The following is a 21665-nucleotide window of genomic DNA, read 5'->3' on the forward strand; positions in this document are numbered from 1 at the left end:
TTTACTAGAAAACCAACTTGGCTTTAATAATATTAACTTAGAGCATAACTAAGTTAAAAACAGCAATTAATCGTGCTTAATTAAGCCGTAATCGTTATCTAATATAGCGATGACTTCACTTCGTGGATCGCTTGGAATAGTGATTTTTTGCCCAATAATTTTACTCGCAATACCAACGTAGGTATCAGACACTTCAAGCATCACTGATTCTGGCAAGGTGTAGTCTTTAGCAAGCTGCTCACGCTCGCCCATACGGTCTTTATTTAATAACACATCGCTGTCTGGCACGTTATTAATTAATAACTGGCGGAAACCCTCTTTTGAGTTTTCAATGATTTTACCGTCACGGTAAGCTGGGCCATCCCAAATACGTGATGAATCAGGCGTGCCCACTTCATCAATGTAGATAAGCTTATCTGAACCATCAATGTCTTCAACATAACCAAATTCAAATTTAGTATCGACAAAGATTTGGTCTAGCTGTGCAAGTTCATCACTAATCAGCTTGAAGCCTTCAACAAGTAATTGCTCATATTTAGCAACATCATCTTCAGACTTAAAGTTAAAAACAGCTAAGTTATTCGTGATGTTTTCACGGGTAATGTTCACATCATCTACTTCAGGAATGTCAGCAACACCTGTGATAATGCCTTTCGTTGATGGCGTGATTAACACTTCATCTAGCTTTTGATTCGCAGCTAAGCCCTCTGGTAAATCAATACCGCAGAAATTACGGGTGCCTTTTGCATAATCACGCCACATGCTGCCAGTAATATATTGGCGCGCAATAGCTTCTACTTTTACAGTGCTTGCTTTACGTACAATCCATACATAAGGATGAGGAATATCAACGATATGATTACCAGCAAGACCTGCTTTATCAAATAACTTAAACCAATGAGATGCCACTGAGTTTAATGCAATGCCTTTACCTGGCACACCATTTAAACCGTTTTCACCTTGCCAAATACAATCAAACGCAGAAATACGGTCAGAAATAACCATAATAGCTAGCTCAGTTCCTTTTGGAACTTGATAACCTTTTTCATTAATTAAACGAGCGCTGTCTTCATCAGTTAACCAATAAACTGAACGCACTTTACCGCTGTGTACTGCACCTTTAGTACGGATCGGTAAATCATCGTTTACGTCTAAAACTTTATAGCTAGTCATGCTATCTCCGAAAGTATTTGGCATGCTCTTGTGAGCACATGTATGGGATTGGGGTTATGGCCGCCTATAATAATCTAGACGCCTTGAAAGCTCAATCATTGCCCGATTATCTACTTACAATTGACCGCACCAAATACAATAAAAACTTAATTATTCTGCAATTTTGCTGTCATAAACAATATTTCGTTATAATATTGCCTCGCAATAGGAGGTTTTCTTGGATTACTTAGCAGCTACAAAAGAAAAAAAATACTTAATGTATATTTCGCAAAACTATTCGTACGCGATTTTGCGCCCATTACAACGGGAGATTTTAGCGCGTGGCGGTGAGGTTAAGTGGTTTTTACATGGCAAGAGTGTAAATCGTGACTTTCTTGATAAAAGTGAGCAAACCTTAGATAGCGTTAAGGCTATACACGATTGGCAACCCGATGTGCTTTTTGCACCTTCTAACATTATCCCCACTTTTATACCTGGCGTTAAAGTTGGCGTATTTCATGGATTTGATGCAGGAAAGTTAAACAGTAAAGGCCAAAATGACCATTTTAAAATCAGAGGTTGCTTTGATTTGTATTGTACTCAAGGCCCAAACACTACAGCTCCTTTCCAAGCTTTAGCTAAAAAATATGGCTTTTTCCAAGTAAAAGAAACTGGTTGGCCAACACTCGATCCTTATTTTAATGAAATTGAAAACAATCCTTACAGAAATCCAGATGACGACAGAAAAACGTTATTGATTTGTTCAACTTTCTCAAAGCGCCTCTCTCTAGCACCTAGATTATACGAACAAATTAAAGCATACAGTGAGCAAGGTAAGTGGCGAATTTTAATGCAATTCCACCCAAAAATGCCAAGCGAGCTTGTTGATAAATACAAGGCTCTACAAAACGAAAATCTAACCTTTGTAGAGACAGATAATGTATTACCGCTGTTGCAAGCGGCGGATGTCATGCTGTGTGATACTTCCTCTATATTGCTTATGTTTATCTTACAAAGAAAACCTGTCGTGACTTTTTGTAACCAAGCACCTGGAGAACACCTTATAGATATCACTGATGCCGATAAGCTAACTGAGGCAATTGATTATGCTTTCACACGACCACCTGAATTAATGGCTAAAATTGAACACTTTTGCCAACAGTTACACCCGTATCAGGACGGCTTATCGAGTCAACGTGTACTTGCTGCAAGCAATGAATTACTATTGAGCAATCCAGCACTTAAGCCAAAACCACGTAATTTTATTCGTAACTTTAAAATGCGTAGAAATTTAAATTACTGGCGATGGTAACAATTGATAGGTCGTTATGATCACGCTTGCAAACGTGCTATTCAAGTGGCACACAAAACAACCTGAGCCAACGATCAATATTACTGAATTACATATTGATCAAGGCGAACATGTTTTTCTTCACGGCCCGAGTGGCTGTGGTAAATCAACTTTATTATCACTGCTCGCTGGTGTTACAGTGCCAACACAAGGGAGTATCGAACTCCTCGGTAAAGCGATAAACCAATTTAATAATAGTAAACGAGACCGTTTTCGTGCCGATCATATAGGCTACATTTTTCAAAACTTTAATTTACTCCCTTATTTATCGCCTATTGAAAATGTGACCTTGGGGTGCCAGTTTTCAAAGCAAAGGCAAAAAAAAGCATTAGAAAATAGTACAACAATAACAGCAGAGGCAAGCCGCTTACTCAGCGCTCTAGGACTAAACGATACCCTGCAACATCAAGCCGTGGCTGAGCTTAGTATTGGTCAGCAGCAAAGAGTTGCCGCAGCACGAGCCTTTATTGGCAGCCCTGAAATTATCATTGCAGATGAACCAACTTCAGCACTCGACACGCAAAATCGCCAAGCTTTTGTAAAGTTGTTATTTGAGCAAGCAAGGGCGGCTAACAGCACGCTGGTGTTTGTTAGCCATGATGAAACTCTACAAACACTATTTAGCCGTAGTATCAGCCTTGTCGATTTACAAGGAGGTACACATGCTACTCGTTAAACTCGCCGTAAAAAGTTTATTAAACCGTAAGGCCAGCGCTCTACTCACATTATTTACAATAGCCATTAGCGTAATGTTACTAATGTCGATTGAGCGCGTTCGAGTTGATGCTAAAAGTAGCTTCAGTAATACAATTTCGGGCACTGATTTAATTGTCGGTGCTCGTACCGGTGACATTCAACTGTTGCTATCTTCGGTGTTTCGTATTGGTCATGCTAACAATGGCGTGAGCTGGAAAAGTTACCAATACATCACTGAACAACGTGGTGTTAAATGGGCTATTCCTATGTCGCTAGGCGACAGCCATAAAGGTCTTGCTGTACTTGGAACAAATAAAGACTATTTTGAGCACTATCGCTTTGCTAAAAAGCAGCAGCTAAGCTTTTCACAAGGTCATGCATTTAATCATTTGTTTGAAGTGGTATTAGGTGCAGAGGTTGCCAATACCTTAGGTTATCAGCTAGGCGATGAAGTGGTGATTGCTCATGGTATGGGCAATACCAGCTTTCATAATCATGACGATAATCCATTTAAAGTGGTCGGTATTTTAAAGCCAACAGGTACACCTGTTGATAAAACATTGCATATTCCGCTAGCTGCAATTGACGTAATTCATGGCAGCCATTCGGATCAGCATGAACCAGCCCTAACAGCTACAGACGACCACGACCACGACCACGACCACGACCACGACCACGACCACGACCACGACCACGACCACGACCACGACCACGACCATCATGATGATGTTGATCTCGTTGGTACACCAAAACAAATAACCGCTTTTTTACTTGGCTTTGATTCACCGCTTTATACCTTACAAGTGCGTCGTAATATCAACCAATACAAAGATGAAGCACTGCTTGCCATCATGCCAGGTGTTACCCTGCGTGAACTATGGGAAATGCTTTCTATCGTGGAAAAAATCTTGCTGTTATTTTCTATTGTGGTGGTACTGATCAGTTTACTTGGCATGTTAACGAGTCTCCTTTCTAGCCTTAATCAACGCCGCAGGGAGCTTGCTATTTTGCGCTCTGTAGGGGCCAGACCATGGCATATTTTCACTTTGATCAGTGTCGAGTCTTTACTCATAACAGGGCTCGGCTGTGTTGTTGGCACCGCTTTGTTCTATGCCTTAATGTTGCTCGGCGCAGATTACTTGCAAAGTCATGCCGGAATAAGCCTAAATATAGCTTTATTGTCATCCTATGAACTCATGTTATTAGCTGCGATAATGGTCGCAGGCTTTATTGTTGGGTTAATTCCTGCAACCCGCGCGTATTTCTACTCTCTTGCTGATGGCATGAGTATTAAAATTTAAGGAATGTTATGCCGTTTTTTCGAAAATTCGTCGCTTTAGTCGCATTATTCGTGTGTGTAGCTGCTAATGCTGGCGCTCCAAAAGAAATCTTCTGGGAAGATTTAATTCCAAAAGGTCATGTACAAATCGACACTCAAGCACAAGCAAACCATGAAGGTAGCGAGCAAAACTGGGTTCAACCTGACCTTGATGCGCCAGTAGTTAAAGAACTTGATGGTAAATCAGTGAGTTTACCAGGCTTTGTTGTGCCACTTGAAGGTGACAGCGAAGTGATCACTGAATTTTTACTCGTACCTTATTTCGGCGCATGTATTCATGTACCGCCGCCACCGCCAAATCAAATTGTGCATGTCACCATCAAAGACGGTGTACCAATCGAGAGCCTATACGATGCAATTGTAGTGACAGGTGTTATCAGCACAGAAACTTGGTCTGGTGACATTGCTCAAGTTGGCTACAAGATGAAAGCGGTGGGTGTAGCACCATTTGAGTTATAAACTTTAAAGAGCATGCTTTAGCATGCTCTTTAAATTAATCAACCACCTTTTCTTTTTCTAATTCCTGATCGCTCAATTCATACCATCCGCCACCAAGAGCTTTATAGAGGGTTGCTAAGCTTTGTAAGCGATCATTTTTCGCTTGTGATAAGGCGATTTCTGCCGAAAATAACTGACGCTGCGCATCCATTAAATCAAGGGAACTGGCAACACCATTGCTATACCTAAGACGTGCTAATCGATAGTAATCTTGACTACTGAGCACCAAACTTCGTTGCGCATCATAGCTTTGCTCTGCCGACTGATAATTAGATAGCTGATTGCTCACTTCTTGCAGTGCCTCCAGCACTGTTTTTTGATATTTAATACTGGCCTGGTATGCCCGCTGTTCCGCTACCGTTAAATTTGCCTGATTGCGTCCCATATTGAATATTGGCATTAACAACTCTGAACCTAACAGCCAAACCTGCGAATTACTGGCGAGCAAATCACTAAAATCAGTACTTTCACTGCCAAGTTCAGCATACAAATTAAGTTTTGGAAATAACGCTGCTTTTGCGACACCAATCTCAGCCATTGCCGCTTGCCATTGATACATTGCTTGCTGCACATCTGGCCTGCGTTTTAGAAGCTCGCTAGGTAACCCTGTTGGTAGTTGCTTAGGAAGGGTTTGCACAGATAACTCATTGCCACCTTGCACATCGGCATTGGCATCACCAATTAGGAACTTCAACTGATTAGTAATGCGCCTTTCATTATGCTGCAAAGGTGGGATTTTAACCTTCGCTGATTCAAGTTCAACTTCAGCTTGGCGCTGCTCTAGCCCAGAAATAATGCCGCCCTTTTTGCGAATACGCGCAATTTCAAGCTCTTTCTCGCGAAGTTTAATTGTACTCAGGCTGATCTTTAATTGCTCTTCAACTTCTTTGAGGGCAAAAAACTGCTGCGCTACATCAGCAATCAAGGCTAACTGCAACGCAGTTCTAGCTTGTTCTTGGCTATAATAATTTGCCAGTGCGGCTTCGCTTGCGCGTCGGTTGCTGCCAAATAAATCTAGCTCCCAGCTTAAGTAACCTTTTAAATCAAACGTGTTTTCTGGACTGCTATTAAGCTCTTCTTCCCGCTCCGAGGTGAGACCTACATTCACATCAGGCCATAAGGCTGCATCAGCAATCCGATACCGAGCACGCGCTTCAATAATTTTCGATTGTGCAATTAACATATCTTGATTATTGATCAGCGCTTGGCTAATCAGCTTTTGCAAATGAGGGTCGCTATAAATTTGCTTCCAGCCTGCTAAAGCCTCCGACTGAGGCGTAGCTGTTATCCCCATAAAATTAACAACTTCACTATGTTCAGGTACTTCAAAATCAGGCCCTACAGCACAACCTTGAATGCAAGCGAAACAAAGCAATGGCAACAGTTTATGCATCAACTTGCTCCTTTACTAATGCTTTATAGGCCGGTGGTGTTTGCTGTTTTTTTACAAAGCCTGCTGCGGTAATAAAAAACAGTGGCACTAAAACGATGCCTATAGAGCTTGCTAATAACATACCTCCTAAAATAGGCATAGATACCGACTGCCGACCAACTGCTCCGGGGCCAGATGCTAGTACTAAAGGCAAAACACCAAGTACAAAAGAGGCTGCGGTCATTAAAATAGGTCGAAACCGTGAACGGGCCGCTTCTATCGCGGCATCAGTGGCATTCATGCCTTCTTGATAAAGCTGGTTTGCTACTTCAACAATCAATATAGAGTTCTTAGCAGCAAGGCCTATCAAAGCAATAAAGGCAACTTGAAAAAATAAGTTATTTTCGTGCCCCGTCATTAAGGTCAATACAGAGGCCCCTAACATGGCAATGGGGCTTATTAGTAGTACAGCAAACGGCAAGCTCCAACTTTCATAGAGCGCTGCTAAAAATAAAAATACAAACACGATAGCAAGAGTTATCGCGATACCAAGCTGACCCGATGAGCGAATTTCTTGATAGGTTAAACCGGTCCATTCATAACCAAGGTTAGGTGGTAGCTTTGCCATTTCTTCTTTGATCACGTTAATTACATCACCCGATGCATAACCCTCAGCAGGCGATACATTCACCATCGCACTAGTAAACATATTAAAACGGTTTATCGCAGAAGGACCGGTTGTTAAATTAAGTTTAGCAAGCACATTTGATGGCACCATAGCGCCATTCTTTGAACGCACATAAAATTCATTGAGGTTTTCAGGGCGTGCTCTGAATTCATCTTCGGCTTGGACTTTAACCCGATAAACCCGGCCAAATAAGTTAAAATCGTTGATGGTTGAAGAACCTGTGAGTACTTTCATGGTACTGTAGACATCCGCAATCGGCACTTCTAATGCCATGGCTTTTTCTCTATCTAGCTCTAAAAACAGCTGAGGTACTGAGCCGCGCAATGAGCTACTTGCTTTAGCAACTTCAGGACGGTTATTTAAGTTAGCGAGCAGTACCTCTAGCGATTCAACCAAACTAGTTAAGTTGCCACCCGTTTTTTCTTGTAATGCGAACTCTACACCAGATCCGGAACCAAGCCCTGCAACTGCTGAGGGTTGAAACACATTAAACTCCGCATCAGGGATAGCATACAGTTGTTTGCGAATATCATTCATCACACTTGTAACACTAAAACCTTGTTCTGCACGCACTTGCCATGGCTGTAAAATGACTTCCATTTGACCATGTGATTGCGCACTCCCAGCACGGCGGTTTTCCCCTGCTAACGTGAATGAATAAGCAACCCCAGCATGGTTCATAACAAATTGGTTTGCTTTACTTATTACCTCATTAGTACGTGAAACCGTTGCCGCATCTGGCAAAGTAATATCAACAAAAAAGCGCCCTTGATCTTCTTGCGGCATAAAGCTGCTAGGTAGTTGGCTAAACACAAAATAGCAGCCTCCTACCATAATAAAAAAACCAATATAACTACGTTTTGCTTTTTTTGAGCATACCTTAACAAGCCATGTATATTTTTTACCCACACTTTCAAGCCAGGTATTAAACTTAACAAATATCTTATTGTTTGAGGGGGAGCTAGGTTTTAAGAAAACCGCACATAAAGCGGGGCTCAAGGTTAAAGCAACTAAGGTTGAAATAAGCACCGCAACCGTAATTGAAATCGCAAACTCTCGATACATGATGCCTGTAATACCTGCTAAAAACGACACAGGTACAAACACCGCGGCAAGTACTAAGGAAGTTGCAACAATTGCCCCTGAAAGCTCTGTCATCGCTTGCTTAGTCGCAGCAACAACATCCATATTTTGCTCATTGATCAACCGCTCAACACTTTCGACCACCACAATAGCATCATCAACGACTATGCCTATCGCCAAGACCATGGCCAATAAACTGACATTATTAATAGTAAAACCAAATGCAGCAAGGGCGATAAAAGTACCAATTATAGACACCGGCACAGCTAAAGCTGGTATCAAGGTAGTTCGCCAGTTTTGCAAAAATAAATAAACCACCAAGATCACTAAGATCAAAGCTTGAATAAGAGTATTGATCACCTCATTAATCGACAGTTTGATAAACTCAGAGGCATCATAAAATAATTGCCACTTCACGCCCTTAGGAAAAGCCGCGCTCAAGCGATCCATTTCGGCTTTAACACGCTCTGTTACAGCTAATGCATTGGAGCCGGGCAACATATAAACCTGCAAAATAGTTGCTGGCTGTTCATTTAGTTTTGAATTTAAAGTATACGCAGAGGAAGCTAGCTCAACCCTTGCGACATCTCGCAAACGGATCATCGAGCCATCACTGTTAACTCGCAGCATAATATTATTAAATTCATCAACCTTATTAAGCCGGCCTTGTGCTCGTACCGGAAAGTTAAGCTTAATTGCATCGCTCATTGGTTGTGCACCTATCTCCCCAGCAGCGGCCTCTTTGTTTTGCGCTTTTATTGCTGCGGTCACATCATTCACGGTTAACTCGTAGCCCGCTAAAATATCGGGCTTTAACCATACCCGCATAGCATACGAACGCGAGCCGGTGTTACGCACTTTACCAACCCCCGGAACACGCTTTAAAGCCGCCTCAACATTGATGCTAGCGTAGTTACTCAAATAGATTTCGTCATAGCGAGGGTCATCAGAGGTCAGTGCCAGTTTCAATAGCTCAACCGAACTTTCATTAGAGACATTCACCCCTTCAGTTTGCACATCAACCGGTAAATTACTGCCAGCTTGGCTTGCGGTGTTTTGTACATCAACAAGGGCGAGATCTGGGTCGGTGCCAACATCAAAGGTGAGTGTAATTCCAACGCTGCCAGAGTTAGTTGCTTTTGACTCCATATACAACATATTCGGTGTGCCATTTAATTCTTGCTCAAGAGGAATGGCTACCGACTCAGATGCTGTCTCTGCCGTTGCGCCAGGGAATGAAGCAGACACTTTAACCGACGGCGGAGCAATATCTGGGTATTGATCAATCGGTAGGGTAAAAAGCGACACCAACCCTGTCAGTAAAATAACTAACGAAATAACGATAGCAAACACTGGGCGCTTGATAAAAAAGTGCGAAAACATAGTTAAGCTCCCTGCTGATTTTTTTCATCATCTTGTTTGTTTGGTTTATCTGGAGCGAGTGGAATATTGTCAGTGTTAGGCGTTATTTGGCGTTTTTCAAACTCTTCTAAAGGAATAGCTTTAACTTGCTGGCCATGGCGAATGCGATGCAAACCTTTAACCACTACTTGCTCACCAGCACTCAAGCCACCGCTGGCAACAATTCCTTGTTCACCGTAATGTTCAACGACAATAAAGCGCCGCTCTATCTCACCTGAATCAAGCACGACCATAACATAAATACCGCCCTGTTCTACTTGTGTAGCTTCCTCAGGAACGACAATAGCATCAGTTAGCTCTGATAATTTAATGCGTGCTTTTGTATATTGCCCAGGTAGCAATTCACTGTTTGGGTTAGGCAGTTTTGCTCTTACTTTGAAAGTACCAGTTTTAGGGCTGATTTTAGGATCAGTAAAGCTCACATCTCCCCAATATCGATACTCGCTGCCATCAGGTAATGAAATTCGTACAAACCCTTCAAGCGCTTTGCCCTTTTGTTCGGCCTGTAATTGTTCCATCATGCTATTCATGCGCCGCTTAGCATTCAAGTAATCAAGTGCCGACATATTAAAATTAACGAAAATAGGGTCTATTTGCTGGATGGTCGTTAATAAAGAAATACCATTACTGCCGACCAAAGCACCAAGATCGGCTTCAGAGCTGCCAACCATGCCGCTAATTGGTGCCGTAATACGGGTATATTCTAAATCGAGCTTAGTTTCTTCAAGTTCAGCTTGGGTTGCTGATAATGACGCTTGCGCTTGCTCTTGAATAGAAATTGCATTGTCATAGTCGAGTTGGCTTGCTGCGTCTTGCTCGTAAAGGGGTTTTAGACGGGTAACATCTCGCTTTGCTTTAGCAAGTGCCGCTTGGTCTTTTTGTAGTGCAGCTTTAACGCGATTAAGCTTAGCCCGGTAAGGCCTATCATCTATGGTATAGAGTAAGTCACCTTCGTTTACCCAGCTACCTTCAACAAACTCAACGCTTTGCACAAAACCAGTAATCCTCGCTCGCACTTCAACATCAAGCGAAGCATCTGTGCGTGCCACGTAATTCCCATACAGAGGCACATCAAACTGCTTAACCTCAGCAGTGACCACTTCTTCAACGATAACTTGAGGTTGTTCTTTAGAGCAACCTACCAGTGCCGCCAAGTACACACATCCTATGACGTATTTGTTTAATAGCATACAACCTTCTCATTCCTTAAGCCTGTCTCTATCTTGCTACCTGTTGCAATACTACATAGATGAAGGGTTCATTGTTATTTTTGACAATTAGAACAATACACTGTGCTTCTTTGTCCTAATCTAATTTCTTTTAATGGTTCTTTACAATTTACACATGGCTCACCCTTACGACCATAAACCAGCAATTGCTGGGCAAAATAACCAGGCTTACCATCACTTTGGGCAAAATCTTTTAACGTTGTGCCGCCTTGCGTTATAGCTGCAGCAAGTGTTTCTTTAATAATAGGCACTAATTGCTGATAACGCTTTAAAGACACCTTGCCAGCTTCTCGTTTAGGATGAATTCCAGCCTTAAATAACGACTCATTGGCATAGATATTACCCACGCCAACCACCACAGCGTTATCCATAACAAACTGTTTAATAGGTACTTTTTTATTTCTAGACTGCTCGTAAACACGCTTTGCAGTAAACTCATCTGTTAGCGGCTCTGGTCCGAGCTTGGTCAGCAAAGTATGGCATTCACCTGGCGCTTGCCATAAGCAAGCGCCAAATCGACGCGCGTCGTTCAGCCTTAATGCTTTACCGGAGGCTAAAATAAATTCAATATGATCGTGTTTTTTTAATGGTTCATCAGCACCCACAACACGTAAATTACCCGACATACCTAAGTGCAAAATTACACTACCTAGCTCACAACCAAGTAATAAATATTTTGCTCTGCGCTCCACTGAAGTAACTTTAAGTCCTTGTAATTGATATACATCATCAGGCACTGGCCAACGCATACTGGCGTTATGAATATTTACTTTGGTCACTGTTTGGTTAAGCACATGCGGCGTTATTCCCAAACGGCTAACTTCAACTTCTGGTAATTCAGGCATCTGTGACTCTCTTAAAACGGATATAACGGAAATAACTTAGCTGCATCAGCTTGTTCAAGCTCAAATACCCGTTGTAATCGCTTATCTAATAAATAGTATTGCTGATCTATATTGTACAATTGGTACACTGCAGGCAACTGCTCCCCGGCTAACCACACTGAAGCAACATAATCAGCCGACGTCTGTGAAATTTTACTAACAGGAAGACTGGCAATAGTTAGTTGCTGATGCTGCCACAGCTCAACAAGTTGCTCGAGCTGCTGCTCATCGCCTTGCCATGTGTTTTCTTGCAGTGATTGGCTACGCCAAGAGGTGCCGATACGCTCAATTTTTAATTCAGGAAAGGCCATTGCCAAAATGAAGCTTTGCTGTGGGAGTAATGCTTGTACTCCTTCTTCAACGGGCTGTGTATTGAGCTTTTTATGGAGGCCATTGAAGAAAAAAATCATCAATAGCATCGAAATAATCACCACATTATTCCATGCTTTTCGGCTCAAGCGCATCAGTATCTTCCTCAGTTTTCAATATCTTAAAGTGTAACCAAAAAGGGCATTAATTGGCAGTTGTAATTGATCAACAAAATTTCATGTCTGTTATGTATCAATCTGTCGATACTTTGCTAAAATATCCGCCAAATTTAAAGGAGTTCCGTCAATGTCAATGTATGTAGTGGGTCATAAGATCCCTGATTCAGATTCAATTTGCGGTGCAATTGCGCTTGCTTACTTAAAAAACCAGATCAATGAACCTGCGATCCCGACGCGTTTAGGTGAAGTATCGCCTGAAACACAATTTATTCTAGATAAATTCGGTTTCGAAGCACCTGAGCTAAAACTTAGCTATGCAGGCGAAGACGTTTATATTGTTGACCACACAGAAAAAACACAAGCACCTGATGACATCGATGAAGCACGTGTTGTGGGTGTTGTTGATCACCACAAACTAGGCGACTTAACATCGTCAACACCACTTGAGTGTTGGATCCGCCCAGTTGGTTGTTCAAACACTATCATCAAAATGATGTATGACTTCTACAACGTAGAAATTCCAAAAGATATCGCTGGCATCATGTTATGCGCTATCTTAAGCGACACTGTGATCTTTAAATCACCAACATGTACAACGGCAGACATCAAGTGTGTTGAAGCACTTGCTGAAATCGCTGGCATCGAAGATTTCAAAGAGCTTGGCATGGAAATGTTCAAGGTTAAATCAGCTGTTGAAGGCACTCCAGCACGTGATTTAGTTATGCGTGACTTTAAAGACTTCAACATGAACGGTAAGCTAGTAGGTATTGGCCAGCTAGAAGTTATCGACCTTGCTGTATTTGATGAAATCAAAGCAGACCTTGAAGCTGACATCGCAAAGCTTAAAGAAGAAGGCGGTCGACACTCAGTATTACTACTGTTAACTGATATCATGAAAGAAGGCTCAGAAATGCTAATTTCGTCTGATGACGTATCAGTAATCGAAGCTGCCTATGATGCTAAATCAGAAGATGGTCGCGTTTGGTTAGATGGCGTATTAAGCCGTAAGAAGCAAGTAGTACCACCACTACAAGGCGCTTTCGCAAAAATCTAATCTAAACTATTAGATACAAAAAAGCCGATGTATCATCGGCTTTTTTTTGTATCTAAAATTTTCGCGGTAGTTAGATTTGCGTTGCATTACGCTGACGTAACACTTCAAATAAACAAATACCGGTCGCAACTGACACATTTAAACTAGATACCGAACCAGCCATTGGGATTTTAACTAATAGATCACAATGCTCACGAGTAAGGCGGCGCATACCATCACCTTCTGCCCCCATAACAACAGCCATTGGCCCAGTTAGATTTGCATCGAATAACTCAGTATCAGTTTCACCAGCAGTGCCAACAACCCAGACACCTGCGTCTTTAATTTCACGTAACGTACGCGCAAGATTAGTGACTTGTACCAATGGCACTGTTTCGGCTGCGCCGCACGCTACTTTACGCGCTGTGCCGTTGAGTTTTGCAGATTTATCTTTAGGAACGATGATCGCGTGTACGCCAGCAGCATCAGCACTACGTAAACATGCACCTAAATTATGCGGATCAGTAATGCCATCAAGCACCAATAAGAAAGGCGTTTCTTCACGGGCTATGATCTCATCAAGATCTTTTTCGTTATACATACGCGCCGCTTTTACATTAGCGATAATGCCTTGGTGCTGCTCACCATTTGCTTTGTTATCAAGCGCTTTACGCTGCATAAATTGTACAGAAATACCGAATTTACGTGCTTGGTCAATAACCGGGTTTAAACGTTTATCTTCACGCCCTTTTAAAGCGTATATTTCTAAAAAGCGCTCAGGCTCTTTTGCTAATATTGCTTCAACTGAGTGAAAACCAAAAATTAATTCATTACTCACGTATTATTTGCTCCTCGGCTACTTTGTTTGCGGGCATTCTTACCCGGTCTTTTTGCCTTTTTGGTGGCTTTTTTCTTACTCTTCTTCTTGCCAGCTTTTACAGCATCAGCTTGTTTACTATTGGGCTTTTTTCGCCCTTTAGAAGAAGGAGAAGACTTGCCACGTTTTTCGTTCTCTTTGTCGCCTGATTTTGCCTCAGGGCGGCTAGATTGTGCTTTTTTACCAGGAATTTTACCTGCTTTAAGCTGTGCACGAACACTTGGTTTTGACGATGCACTACGACGACGCGCATAACGGTCTTGTTGCGCTTCACCGGCTAACACTAAATTTATGCGTCGCTCATCAAGACTTACAGATGAAACCTGAACCGTTACTTTATCGCCTAATCGAAAAACGCTGTGTGTTTGTTCACCAATTAAGCAATGCTTAGCACCATCGTAGTGGAAGTATTCATTACCTAAATTGGTTACATGGATCATACCGTCAATTTGTAAGTCGTCTAAGCGCACAAATAAACCAAAGTTAGTCACCGATGAGATCACCCCACCAAACTCGTCACCAACATGGTCTTGCATATATTCACATTTGAGCCAATCAGCTACTTCGCGAGTTGCATCATCTGCACGGCGTTCAGTGGTTGAACACTGCTCACCTAAAATATCAACTTCGTCATCAGTGTATGCATATTCACCGGATGTTTGCTGACCTTGTGCTTTAAGCACTGCTTTGATTGCACGGTGTACTACCAAATCAGGGTAACGACGGATAGGCGATGTAAAGTGCGCATAGGCCGGTAAAGCTAAACCAAAGTGGCCAATATTATCAGGCTGATAAACCGCTTGCTTCATCGAGCGTAGCAACATGGTTTGAATAAGCTCAGCTTCTGGGCGGTCGCCTAGTTTTGCCAACACTTGGGTGATTTCTTTCGGTGTTGGTTCATCAGAAATCGCACTTTCGATGCCAAGCTCTGATAAAAAGTTTCTGAAAAAGCCAAGCTTTTCAGCATCAGGCTCATCATGCACACGATAAAGCGCACTCGCCTCGTGCTTTTCTAATAAACGTGCTGCTGATACGTTCGCTAAAATCATGCACTCTTCGATAAGTTTGTGTGCATCATTACGAACCACAGGCACAATTGATTCGATCTTACGATGTGCATTAAACACAAAGCGCGTTTCTAAGGTTTCAAACTCAATCGCACCACGGTCTTGGCGAGCAGCTTTAAGTGCCATGTACATTTGCTGTAAGTCAGTTAAATGTGGCACCATTTGGGCGTACTCTTCACGCAGCTTTTCATCGCCTTGTAAAATCGCATTCACTTTAGTGTAGGTAAAACGAGCGTGTGAATTCATCACCGCTTCGTAAAATTTATACCCAGACAACTTACCCGCTTCTGACACCGTCATCTCAGCAACCATACATAAACGGTCAACTTCTGGGTTCAATGAGCACAAGCCATTCGATAGCACTTTTGGCAGCATCGGAATAACTTGCTCAGGGAAATAAACTGAGTTACCACGTTCAATCGCTTCTTTATTCAGAGGCGTATTCATACCTACGTAGTGCGACACATCGGCAATAGCTACCCATAAACGCCAACCACCTGATGGTTTGCGCTCACAGTAAACGGCATCATCAAAGTCTCGGGCATCTTCACCGTCGATTGTAACTAGCGGTAAGTCACGTAAATCAACGCGACCTTGCTTTGCTTGTTCATCAACAAACTCACCTAAATGAGCAACTTGCTTTTCAACCGCTTCTGGCCAAACGTGGGGAATATCGTGATTGCGTAGTGCAACTTCAATTTCCATACCCGGTGCTAAATGCTCACCTAGTACCTCGGTTACTTTGCCCACTGCATTCATATGTCGGCTTGGATTTTGGGTAATTTGCACCTGCACCATTTGGTTGTGGCGCGCACCATTTTCACTACCCGGTAGAATCATAATATCTTGCGTTATGCGTGGGTCTTCAGCCACAACAACTGCAATACCATGCTCAACAAAATAGCGGCCAACAATCGGGGCCCGTTCATTGGTCAGTACCTTAATGATACGTGCATCGCATTTACCACTTGAGCCTTTACGATTGCCTTTAGCAAGCACAATGTCACCGTGCAACACCATATTCATTTGGTGCTTTGCGATAAACCAATCTTTACTCTCACCTTCAACTTCTAAAAAGCCGAATCCGTCACGATGACCAATGACCTTGCCTTTAACAAGGCCTGATTCATCTATCAACGCGTAGCATTTAAACTTATTGAAATACAGTTGACCATCGCGCTCCATAGCACGTAAACGACGTTTAAACGCAATTTGACGCTCTGTATCATTCACTTGTAATTCATCACAAAGTTGCGTGAAGTTTGCTGGTTTGGCGCGAGATTCTAAGTGAGTAAGTATAAACTCACGGCTAGGGACGGGGTTTTCGTACTTTTCTTGTTCTCGACTGAGATTGGGATCCTGTTTTGACATTCACTATCTTGTTAGTTGGTTATGTTGTTATTTTAACCCATAACCTAACAATGAGACAGGCAAAAGCTATGAAACTTTTAAGAAATTGATTAATTCTACCAAAAATGACGCTTTGATATTCTTTGCAATAAACACTCTGTGTTAATATTTTCGGAAAATAACAACAAGCTAACAAAATTATATGGATATTAACTTAACCCACTACCTATCAACTATGGCCTATAACAGCGCCTACATTGGTCTGTTCATTGCAATCATCGCCCTTGCAAAGCTATCGTATAATTTAGCGACCCCTTATAACACCACCAACCAGTTAACCGATAATGCCAACAGTGCTTTAGGTTTATCTATTGGCGGCTACTTAGGGGCAATTACCATTATTTATGGCTTTGTTTTAGCTGGACCTAGCCAAGGTTTGCTAAGTGATTTAATGAATGTATCACTGTACAGCGTATTAGGTATGGTGCTGCTGACTTGCTCACGTATTTTAAATGACAAATTACTGCTGCGTTTGTTCTGTAACCAAGAGCAATTAATTAACCAACAAAACGAGGCTGTAGGCCTAGTACAAGCGGCAAACTATATGGCCGCGGCACTGATTATTGGTGGCGCATTAACCGGAGAAGGCACCTGGTTATCGGCCATTGTGTTTTACTTTTTAGGGCAACTAATGCTGATCATTTTTGCCAAAGGCTATGATCACCTCACTGCTTTTAATCTTCATGAACAGCTCGAAAAAGGCAACAAAGCCGTTGCACTTAGCTTTTCTGGCACCATGTTGGCGTTAGCTATTATCTTGTGTCATGCGCTCATTGGTGGCTTTCATACTTGGCAACAGAGCTTAAGCTTATTCTTTATTGACGCATTATTTGGCTTTTTAATTTTACCAATTGTGCGTTACCTCGTTGATAAAATTATCTTTAGCAAAATTTCGCTCGACCAAGCAATGCACGACAAAAACACCGCTGTTGCGGTTATTGAAAGCAGCATTGCAATCTGTGTAGCTGTTATCATCACTATCGCTATTTAAGCTTATTTATGGAGTAATGGATGAACATCTATAAGCTTTTTATAATTACCGCTATCACATTTGTTGTTTGCTTAGTGATACGTGCAGATCTACAAGCGCCACTTATTAGTGGCCAATATGGCAACTTTAAAGACTACGACGGACAAGACAAAGCCTACCTATTTACAGTGCCAGAAGATGGCCAAATGATGCGCTTAGAAATAAAAGGCAGACTGCCTTTAAACTCATGGAAAGCCATTGATATCGAAATTTTTGACCCTGATGGTCACTATTTATTTAGTTACTCTGATGAGCTTTGGGCTGAAACCGGACACGATTCAGATGGTAAATGGACTGAGTACCGTGACTATACTCACCACGATGTTCACTTCCCTAAAAAGGGACAATATAGCGCCTACGTCAGCAGTACTTTCGGCCCAAATAAACGTGCCGAACATTTCAGCTATACATTTCGTATTATTCCAATCAAAGGTAACAGTAATTTCATGCTTCCGCTGTTATGGATTTCTGGTTTCATTGGCGGTGTAGCGCTGTTTGTAATGCTGCATCGTTTAGAGGCAAAGCGTGAAGGAACTGATATCACTTATAAGCCAATCAATAAGTTAAACCCTGAAGCTATAAAAGCAATGGAATCACGTATCTCAGTTTGGCCTATTGTCTTACTGTTTTTAGCACCCGTGCTCTTCTTTTCTTTCTTGGCATATGGCAAAGGTGACAAAGAGCAAGATTGGCAAGTTTACTCCTATCACCACCTCACGATAAGCGTTGATAAACAATTACGTGAACAAAGTATTGGTAGTGCAGGTTTCCGTTCACGAGGCGGCCCAGGTGGTAAATAAATCAATTCGCGAAAGCCACATTTTACTGTTTAGTATTTTTGTTGCTGGCCTTTGCTCTATTATCTATGAGCTACTGATTGCAACTACCGGTGCCTACTTTTTGGGTGATAGCATCACCCAATTTTCCCTGACAATTGGCGTCTATATGGCGGCAATGGGAGTTGGCTCTTATTTTTCGCGTTTTGTGCCTGATAAGCCATTGCTGGTGTATTTTATTGGTTTTGAGCTACTGCTTGCACTACTTGGCGGCTTGAGTGTGCCATTACTGTATTTCTGTTATGCGTTTGGCTTACCACTGCAAGCAATTAGTATTTTACTCACCACGTTAATAGGGGTTTTGATTGGCTTAGAAATTCCGCTTTTAAGTCGCCTAATGGAAAAACATTATGCGCTAAAAGCAAACCTCGCCAACGTGTTATCTATTGACTACTTTGGTGCACTGCTCGCGACGTTACTGTTTCCTTTTTTATTTTTACCTTGGCTTGGGGTTTTTAAAACAGCCCTAAGCTTTGGCTTAATGAATCTGAGTATTGCGCTATTATTGCTGTGGTACTTTATCGACCATATCAGCCCAAACCGTCGAAAAGTACTGAGGCTCACTCTTGTTTTAGTTAGCTCAATATTGGTGCTTTGTTTATTTGCCAGTAAACAGCTCACCCATATTTGGCAAAGCCAAATCTACGATGACCGTGTTGTACACTCAGAACAAACGCCCTACCAACAAATTGTACTGACTCGTCATAAAGATGATATTCGACTTTATTTAAACGGTGGCTTACAGTTTTCATCGATTGATGAGTATCGCTATCACGAAGCGCTTATTCATCCAGCTATGGTGCGTCATGGCAATGCAAAGCGTATTCTCATTTTAGGCGGTGGCGATGGCTTAGCAGCGAGAGAACTTTTGAAATACCCGCAAGTAGAGTCTATTACCCTCGTCGATTTAGACCCAGCAGTCGCTAGGCTTGCGCAAACTAATCACAACCTCACAACACTTAACAAGCACTCACTCAGTGACCCTAAAGTGACTGTTATTCATCAAGATGCCTATGTCTTTATTGAGCAAAGCGAACAGCTGTTCGATATTATTTTTATTGATTTACCGGATCCAAAAGCAATCAATTTAGCACGGCTTTATAGCCAGCAGTTTTATCAACTGGTAAAAACACGAATGCTAAATAACGGTATTGTGGTAACCCAAGCTACCAGTCCATTTTTTGCGAAACAGGCATTTTGGTCTATCAACAACACGCTCAGTGCTGCAGGCTTTGCTCATACCTTGCCTTATCACTTGAATGTGCCTTCTTTTGGTGAATGGGGCTTTGTTATGGCTTGCAACTTAATGTGTAGCAACCACCAAGTATTGCCTGTTAACACCCGCTATTACCGCCCTGAAAATGACGCACAACTGTTTATTTTTACTCCAGACATTAGCGCTAGCAATGAAAAAGTATCGACACTTGATGAGCCAAATGTGCTGCACTATTACTTACAAGGTTGGAAATATTGGAACTAAACGAATGGATTAGCCCATTTGGGGAGTTTACAAAGTAAAGGATTACCGTTAAAAAGAGAGTTAATAACAACAATAATAAGGTTTGTAATGCAGGCGCACAAACAAAGCCTAATGTACTTACACATTGCAGTACTCCTATTTGGTGGTACTGCATTATTCGCCAAGCTGGTAAGCCTGAGTGCATTAGATATTACCGTTTACCGAACAGCAATTGCAGGCTGTGCGCTACTGGTCTTACTCGCATTACAAAAGAAAGCCATCAAGCTTCACTCTCGTCGTGATTATCTTATAGCCTTATTACTTGGTGTAACTGTCGGAATTCATTGGCTCACCTACTTTGCAGGCATGCAATTGGCAGGTATTGCTGTCGGTATGATTGCCTTTTTTACTTACCCTGTTATCACGGTGTTTTTAGAGCCTTTTTTTCATGGCAGCAAACCGCAGCTCAAGGATATTTTTAGCGCCTTGGTGGTGATGCTGGGTATTTATTTACTTATTCCTGATGCCAGCTTAGGCAATGATGTAACCTTAGGAATTGCAATTGGTATATTATCAGCGTTCTTCTTTGCTTTTAGGAATATCGTTCACAAGCGTTATTTTAGTCAATATGGTGGCCCACAAACCATGCTTTATCAAACGTGGATCGCCTGCATTATGTTATGCTCCTTTGTAGAAGTGCCGCCATTACAAGTTGATACAATTAATTGGCTGTTATTAATTACTGTAGGGGTTATTTTTACAGCAGCACCGCATTCACTGTTTGCAGCAAGTTTAAAAAACTTATCAGCTTCAACCGCTGGTTTGATATCGTGTTTGCAACCTCTATACGGTACGTTTTTCGCTTTTTTGATTTTGCATGAGCAACCTTCAATTAGCACTCTTATTGGCGGCGCACTGGTGATTAGTGCCGCTTTTTATGAAACATGGTCAGTGACTCGCAGGTATAAGCAATGATGAAAGTTTTCGCTCACAGAGGTGCCAGTGGTACCTACCCAGAAAATACCCAGAGCGCCATTATCGCCGCTGTAGACTTGGCAGTAGATGGTATCGAAATTGATGTGCAAAGCTGCCTTGATGATTACATGATTATTCATGACACTTGGCTTGATCGCACAACCTCAGGTCGCGGTAAAGTAAACGCCTGCTCAAAAGAGCAAATTCAGCAATACGATGCAGGAAATGGCGAATGTGTGCCGACTTTACAGCAAGCAATCGATTGGGTTGGTGATAAAACCCTACTTAATCTAGAGCTCAAACATACTTTTTCGTTAGACAAGTTTGTTGAGCTTATTGAGTCAAATGTCAGTACCGGGAAAATTTCTAGGGATAACCTGTTAGTCTCTTCGTTCGATCATCACCAACTGATGTGGCTAAAGCAAAAACTGCCTTGGGTAAAGATTGGCGCACTCACCGCTTCTATTCCTATTAATTACAGCGAGTTTGCGCAAAAACTCCATGCCTATAGCATTCATGTAGATAAAAACTTTATAAACCATGAATTTGTTGCTGATGCAAAACAACGCGACCTTCAAGTTTATGCTTACACGGTCGATAAAGTAGAAGATATCGAATTAATGCTAGAGTATGGCGTAGATGGTATTTTTACTAATTTTCCATGTCATACACAAATGACACTACAGTCACTGTAACTCAACAAAACTAAGCTATACTGTTGAATTATGTGACATTGAATAATAAAAAATTACGCCAAAATGAATCAACACACCACC

The 21665-nt window shown here is 41.9% G+C and carries 18 protein-coding genes; 10 read left to right on the top strand and 8 right to left on the bottom strand.

The genetic code is table 11. The annotated features are described in order from the left end of the window. Positions 1–66: 66 nt before the first annotated feature. A complete protein-coding gene (locus tag J8Z25_RS13930) occupies positions 67–1173 on the bottom strand; it encodes a phosphoribosylaminoimidazolesuccinocarboxamide synthase (protein ID WP_130050580.1) in 1107 nt (368 codons plus the stop codon). Between the two features lie 217 nt (positions 1174–1390). Between J8Z25_RS13930 and J8Z25_RS13935 the strand changes: the two genes are divergently transcribed. Genes J8Z25_RS13935 through J8Z25_RS13950 form a run of 4 tightly spaced genes read left to right on the top strand, consistent with a single transcriptional unit; the run spans position 1391 to position 4997 of the window. After that, positions 1391–2464, top strand: a complete 1074-nt coding sequence (locus J8Z25_RS13935) for a CDP-glycerol glycerophosphotransferase family protein (protein WP_250661213.1) — start codon at positions 1391–1393, stop codon at positions 2462–2464. 16 nt (positions 2465–2480) lie between these two features. Then, a complete protein-coding gene (locus J8Z25_RS13940) occupies positions 2481–3179 on the top strand; it encodes an ABC transporter ATP-binding protein (protein WP_250661214.1) in 699 nt (232 codons plus the stop codon). Then, positions 3166–4500: an ABC transporter permease gene (locus J8Z25_RS13945; protein WP_250661215.1), complete on the top strand. Its 1335-nt coding sequence runs from the start codon at positions 3166–3168 to the stop codon at positions 4498–4500. Before J8Z25_RS13940 ends, J8Z25_RS13945 begins: the two co-directional genes overlap by 14 nt. An 8-nt stretch (positions 4501–4508) precedes the next feature. Continuing rightward, a complete protein-coding gene (locus J8Z25_RS13950) occupies positions 4509–4997 on the top strand; it encodes a DUF3299 domain-containing protein (protein ID WP_250661216.1) in 489 nt (162 codons plus the stop codon). Positions 4998–5031: 34 nt separating this feature from the next. On the opposite strand, the gene J8Z25_RS13955 is transcribed toward J8Z25_RS13950, so the two are convergent. The 5 genes from J8Z25_RS13955 to J8Z25_RS13975 all read right to left on the bottom strand — a co-directional run bounded on the left by J8Z25_RS13955 (position 5032) and on the right by J8Z25_RS13975 (position 12178). Further along, positions 5032–6429, bottom strand: coding sequence for an efflux transporter outer membrane subunit (locus tag J8Z25_RS13955; protein ID WP_250661217.1), 1398 nt, complete (start codon positions 6427–6429; stop codon positions 5032–5034). Then, positions 6422–9562: an efflux RND transporter permease subunit gene (locus tag J8Z25_RS13960; RefSeq protein ID WP_250661218.1), complete on the bottom strand. Its 3141-nt coding sequence runs from the start codon at positions 9560–9562 to the stop codon at positions 6422–6424. The genes J8Z25_RS13955 and J8Z25_RS13960 overlap by 8 nt, the downstream gene beginning before the upstream one ends. Before the next feature lie 2 nt (positions 9563–9564). Further along, on the bottom strand, positions 9565–10791 hold the full coding sequence (locus tag J8Z25_RS13965) for an efflux RND transporter periplasmic adaptor subunit (protein WP_178927412.1): 1227 nt from the start codon (positions 10789–10791) through the stop codon (positions 9565–9567). A gap of 74 nt (positions 10792–10865) precedes the next feature. Beyond that, positions 10866–11675: a bifunctional DNA-formamidopyrimidine glycosylase/DNA-(apurinic or apyrimidinic site) lyase gene (gene mutM, locus J8Z25_RS13970; protein ID WP_130050573.1), complete on the bottom strand. Its 810-nt coding sequence runs from the start codon at positions 11673–11675 to the stop codon at positions 10866–10868. 11 nt (positions 11676–11686) lie between these two features. Continuing rightward, the gene (locus J8Z25_RS13975) at positions 11687–12178 is read right to left on the bottom strand and encodes a hypothetical protein (protein ID WP_250661219.1); all 492 of its coding nucleotides are present in this window, start codon (positions 12176–12178) and stop codon (positions 11687–11689) included. A gap of 151 nt (positions 12179–12329) precedes the next feature. On the opposite strand from J8Z25_RS13975, the gene J8Z25_RS13980 reads away from it, so the two are divergent. After that, positions 12330–13256 carry a manganese-dependent inorganic pyrophosphatase gene (locus tag J8Z25_RS13980; protein ID WP_130050571.1) on the top strand — a complete coding sequence of 309 codons (927 nt, stop codon included), beginning with the start codon at positions 12330–12332 and terminating at the stop codon, positions 13254–13256. Between the two features lie 70 nt (positions 13257–13326). Here the strand turns inward: J8Z25_RS13980 and rlmB are convergent, their stop codons facing one another. Both rlmB and rnr read right to left on the bottom strand, forming a co-directional pair. Further along, positions 13327–14073, bottom strand: a complete 747-nt coding sequence (gene rlmB / locus J8Z25_RS13985) for a 23S rRNA (guanosine(2251)-2'-O)-methyltransferase RlmB (protein WP_054561023.1) — start codon at positions 14071–14073, stop codon at positions 13327–13329. Continuing rightward, entirely contained in the window at positions 14070–16550 is a 2481-nt protein-coding gene (gene rnr, locus J8Z25_RS13990; RefSeq protein ID WP_130050570.1) for a ribonuclease R, read from the bottom strand. Before rnr ends, rlmB begins: the two co-directional genes overlap by 4 nt. A 181-nt stretch (positions 16551–16731) precedes the next feature. Between rnr and J8Z25_RS13995 the strand changes: the two genes are divergently transcribed. The 5 genes from J8Z25_RS13995 (at position 16732) to J8Z25_RS14015 (ending at position 21584) form a co-directional block, all read left to right on the top strand. After that, complete coding sequence (locus J8Z25_RS13995) at positions 16732–17580, top strand: DUF350 domain-containing protein (protein ID WP_250661220.1); 849 nt, start codon at positions 16732–16734, stop codon at positions 17578–17580. Between the two features lie 20 nt (positions 17581–17600). After that, entirely contained in the window at positions 17601–18419 is an 819-nt protein-coding gene (locus J8Z25_RS14000) for a hypothetical protein (RefSeq protein WP_250661221.1), read from the top strand. Further along, positions 18409–19935 carry a polyamine aminopropyltransferase gene (locus J8Z25_RS14005; RefSeq protein ID WP_250661222.1) on the top strand — a complete coding sequence of 509 codons (1527 nt, stop codon included), beginning with the start codon at positions 18409–18411 and terminating at the stop codon, positions 19933–19935. The genes J8Z25_RS14000 and J8Z25_RS14005 overlap by 11 nt, the downstream gene beginning before the upstream one ends. An 87-nt stretch (positions 19936–20022) precedes the next feature. Continuing rightward, positions 20023–20889, top strand: coding sequence for a DMT family transporter (locus tag J8Z25_RS14010; RefSeq protein WP_250661223.1), 867 nt, complete (start codon positions 20023–20025; stop codon positions 20887–20889). Then, positions 20886–21584, top strand: a complete 699-nt coding sequence (locus J8Z25_RS14015; RefSeq protein WP_250661224.1) for a glycerophosphodiester phosphodiesterase — start codon at positions 20886–20888, stop codon at positions 21582–21584. The genes J8Z25_RS14010 and J8Z25_RS14015 overlap by 4 nt, the downstream gene beginning before the upstream one ends. Positions 21585–21665 lie beyond the last annotated feature (81 nt).

Origin of the sequence: Pseudoalteromonas sp. SCSIO 43101 (genome assembly GCF_023650775.1) — a bacterium.
GTDB lineage: Bacteria > Pseudomonadota > Gammaproteobacteria > Enterobacterales > Alteromonadaceae > Pseudoalteromonas > Pseudoalteromonas apostichopi.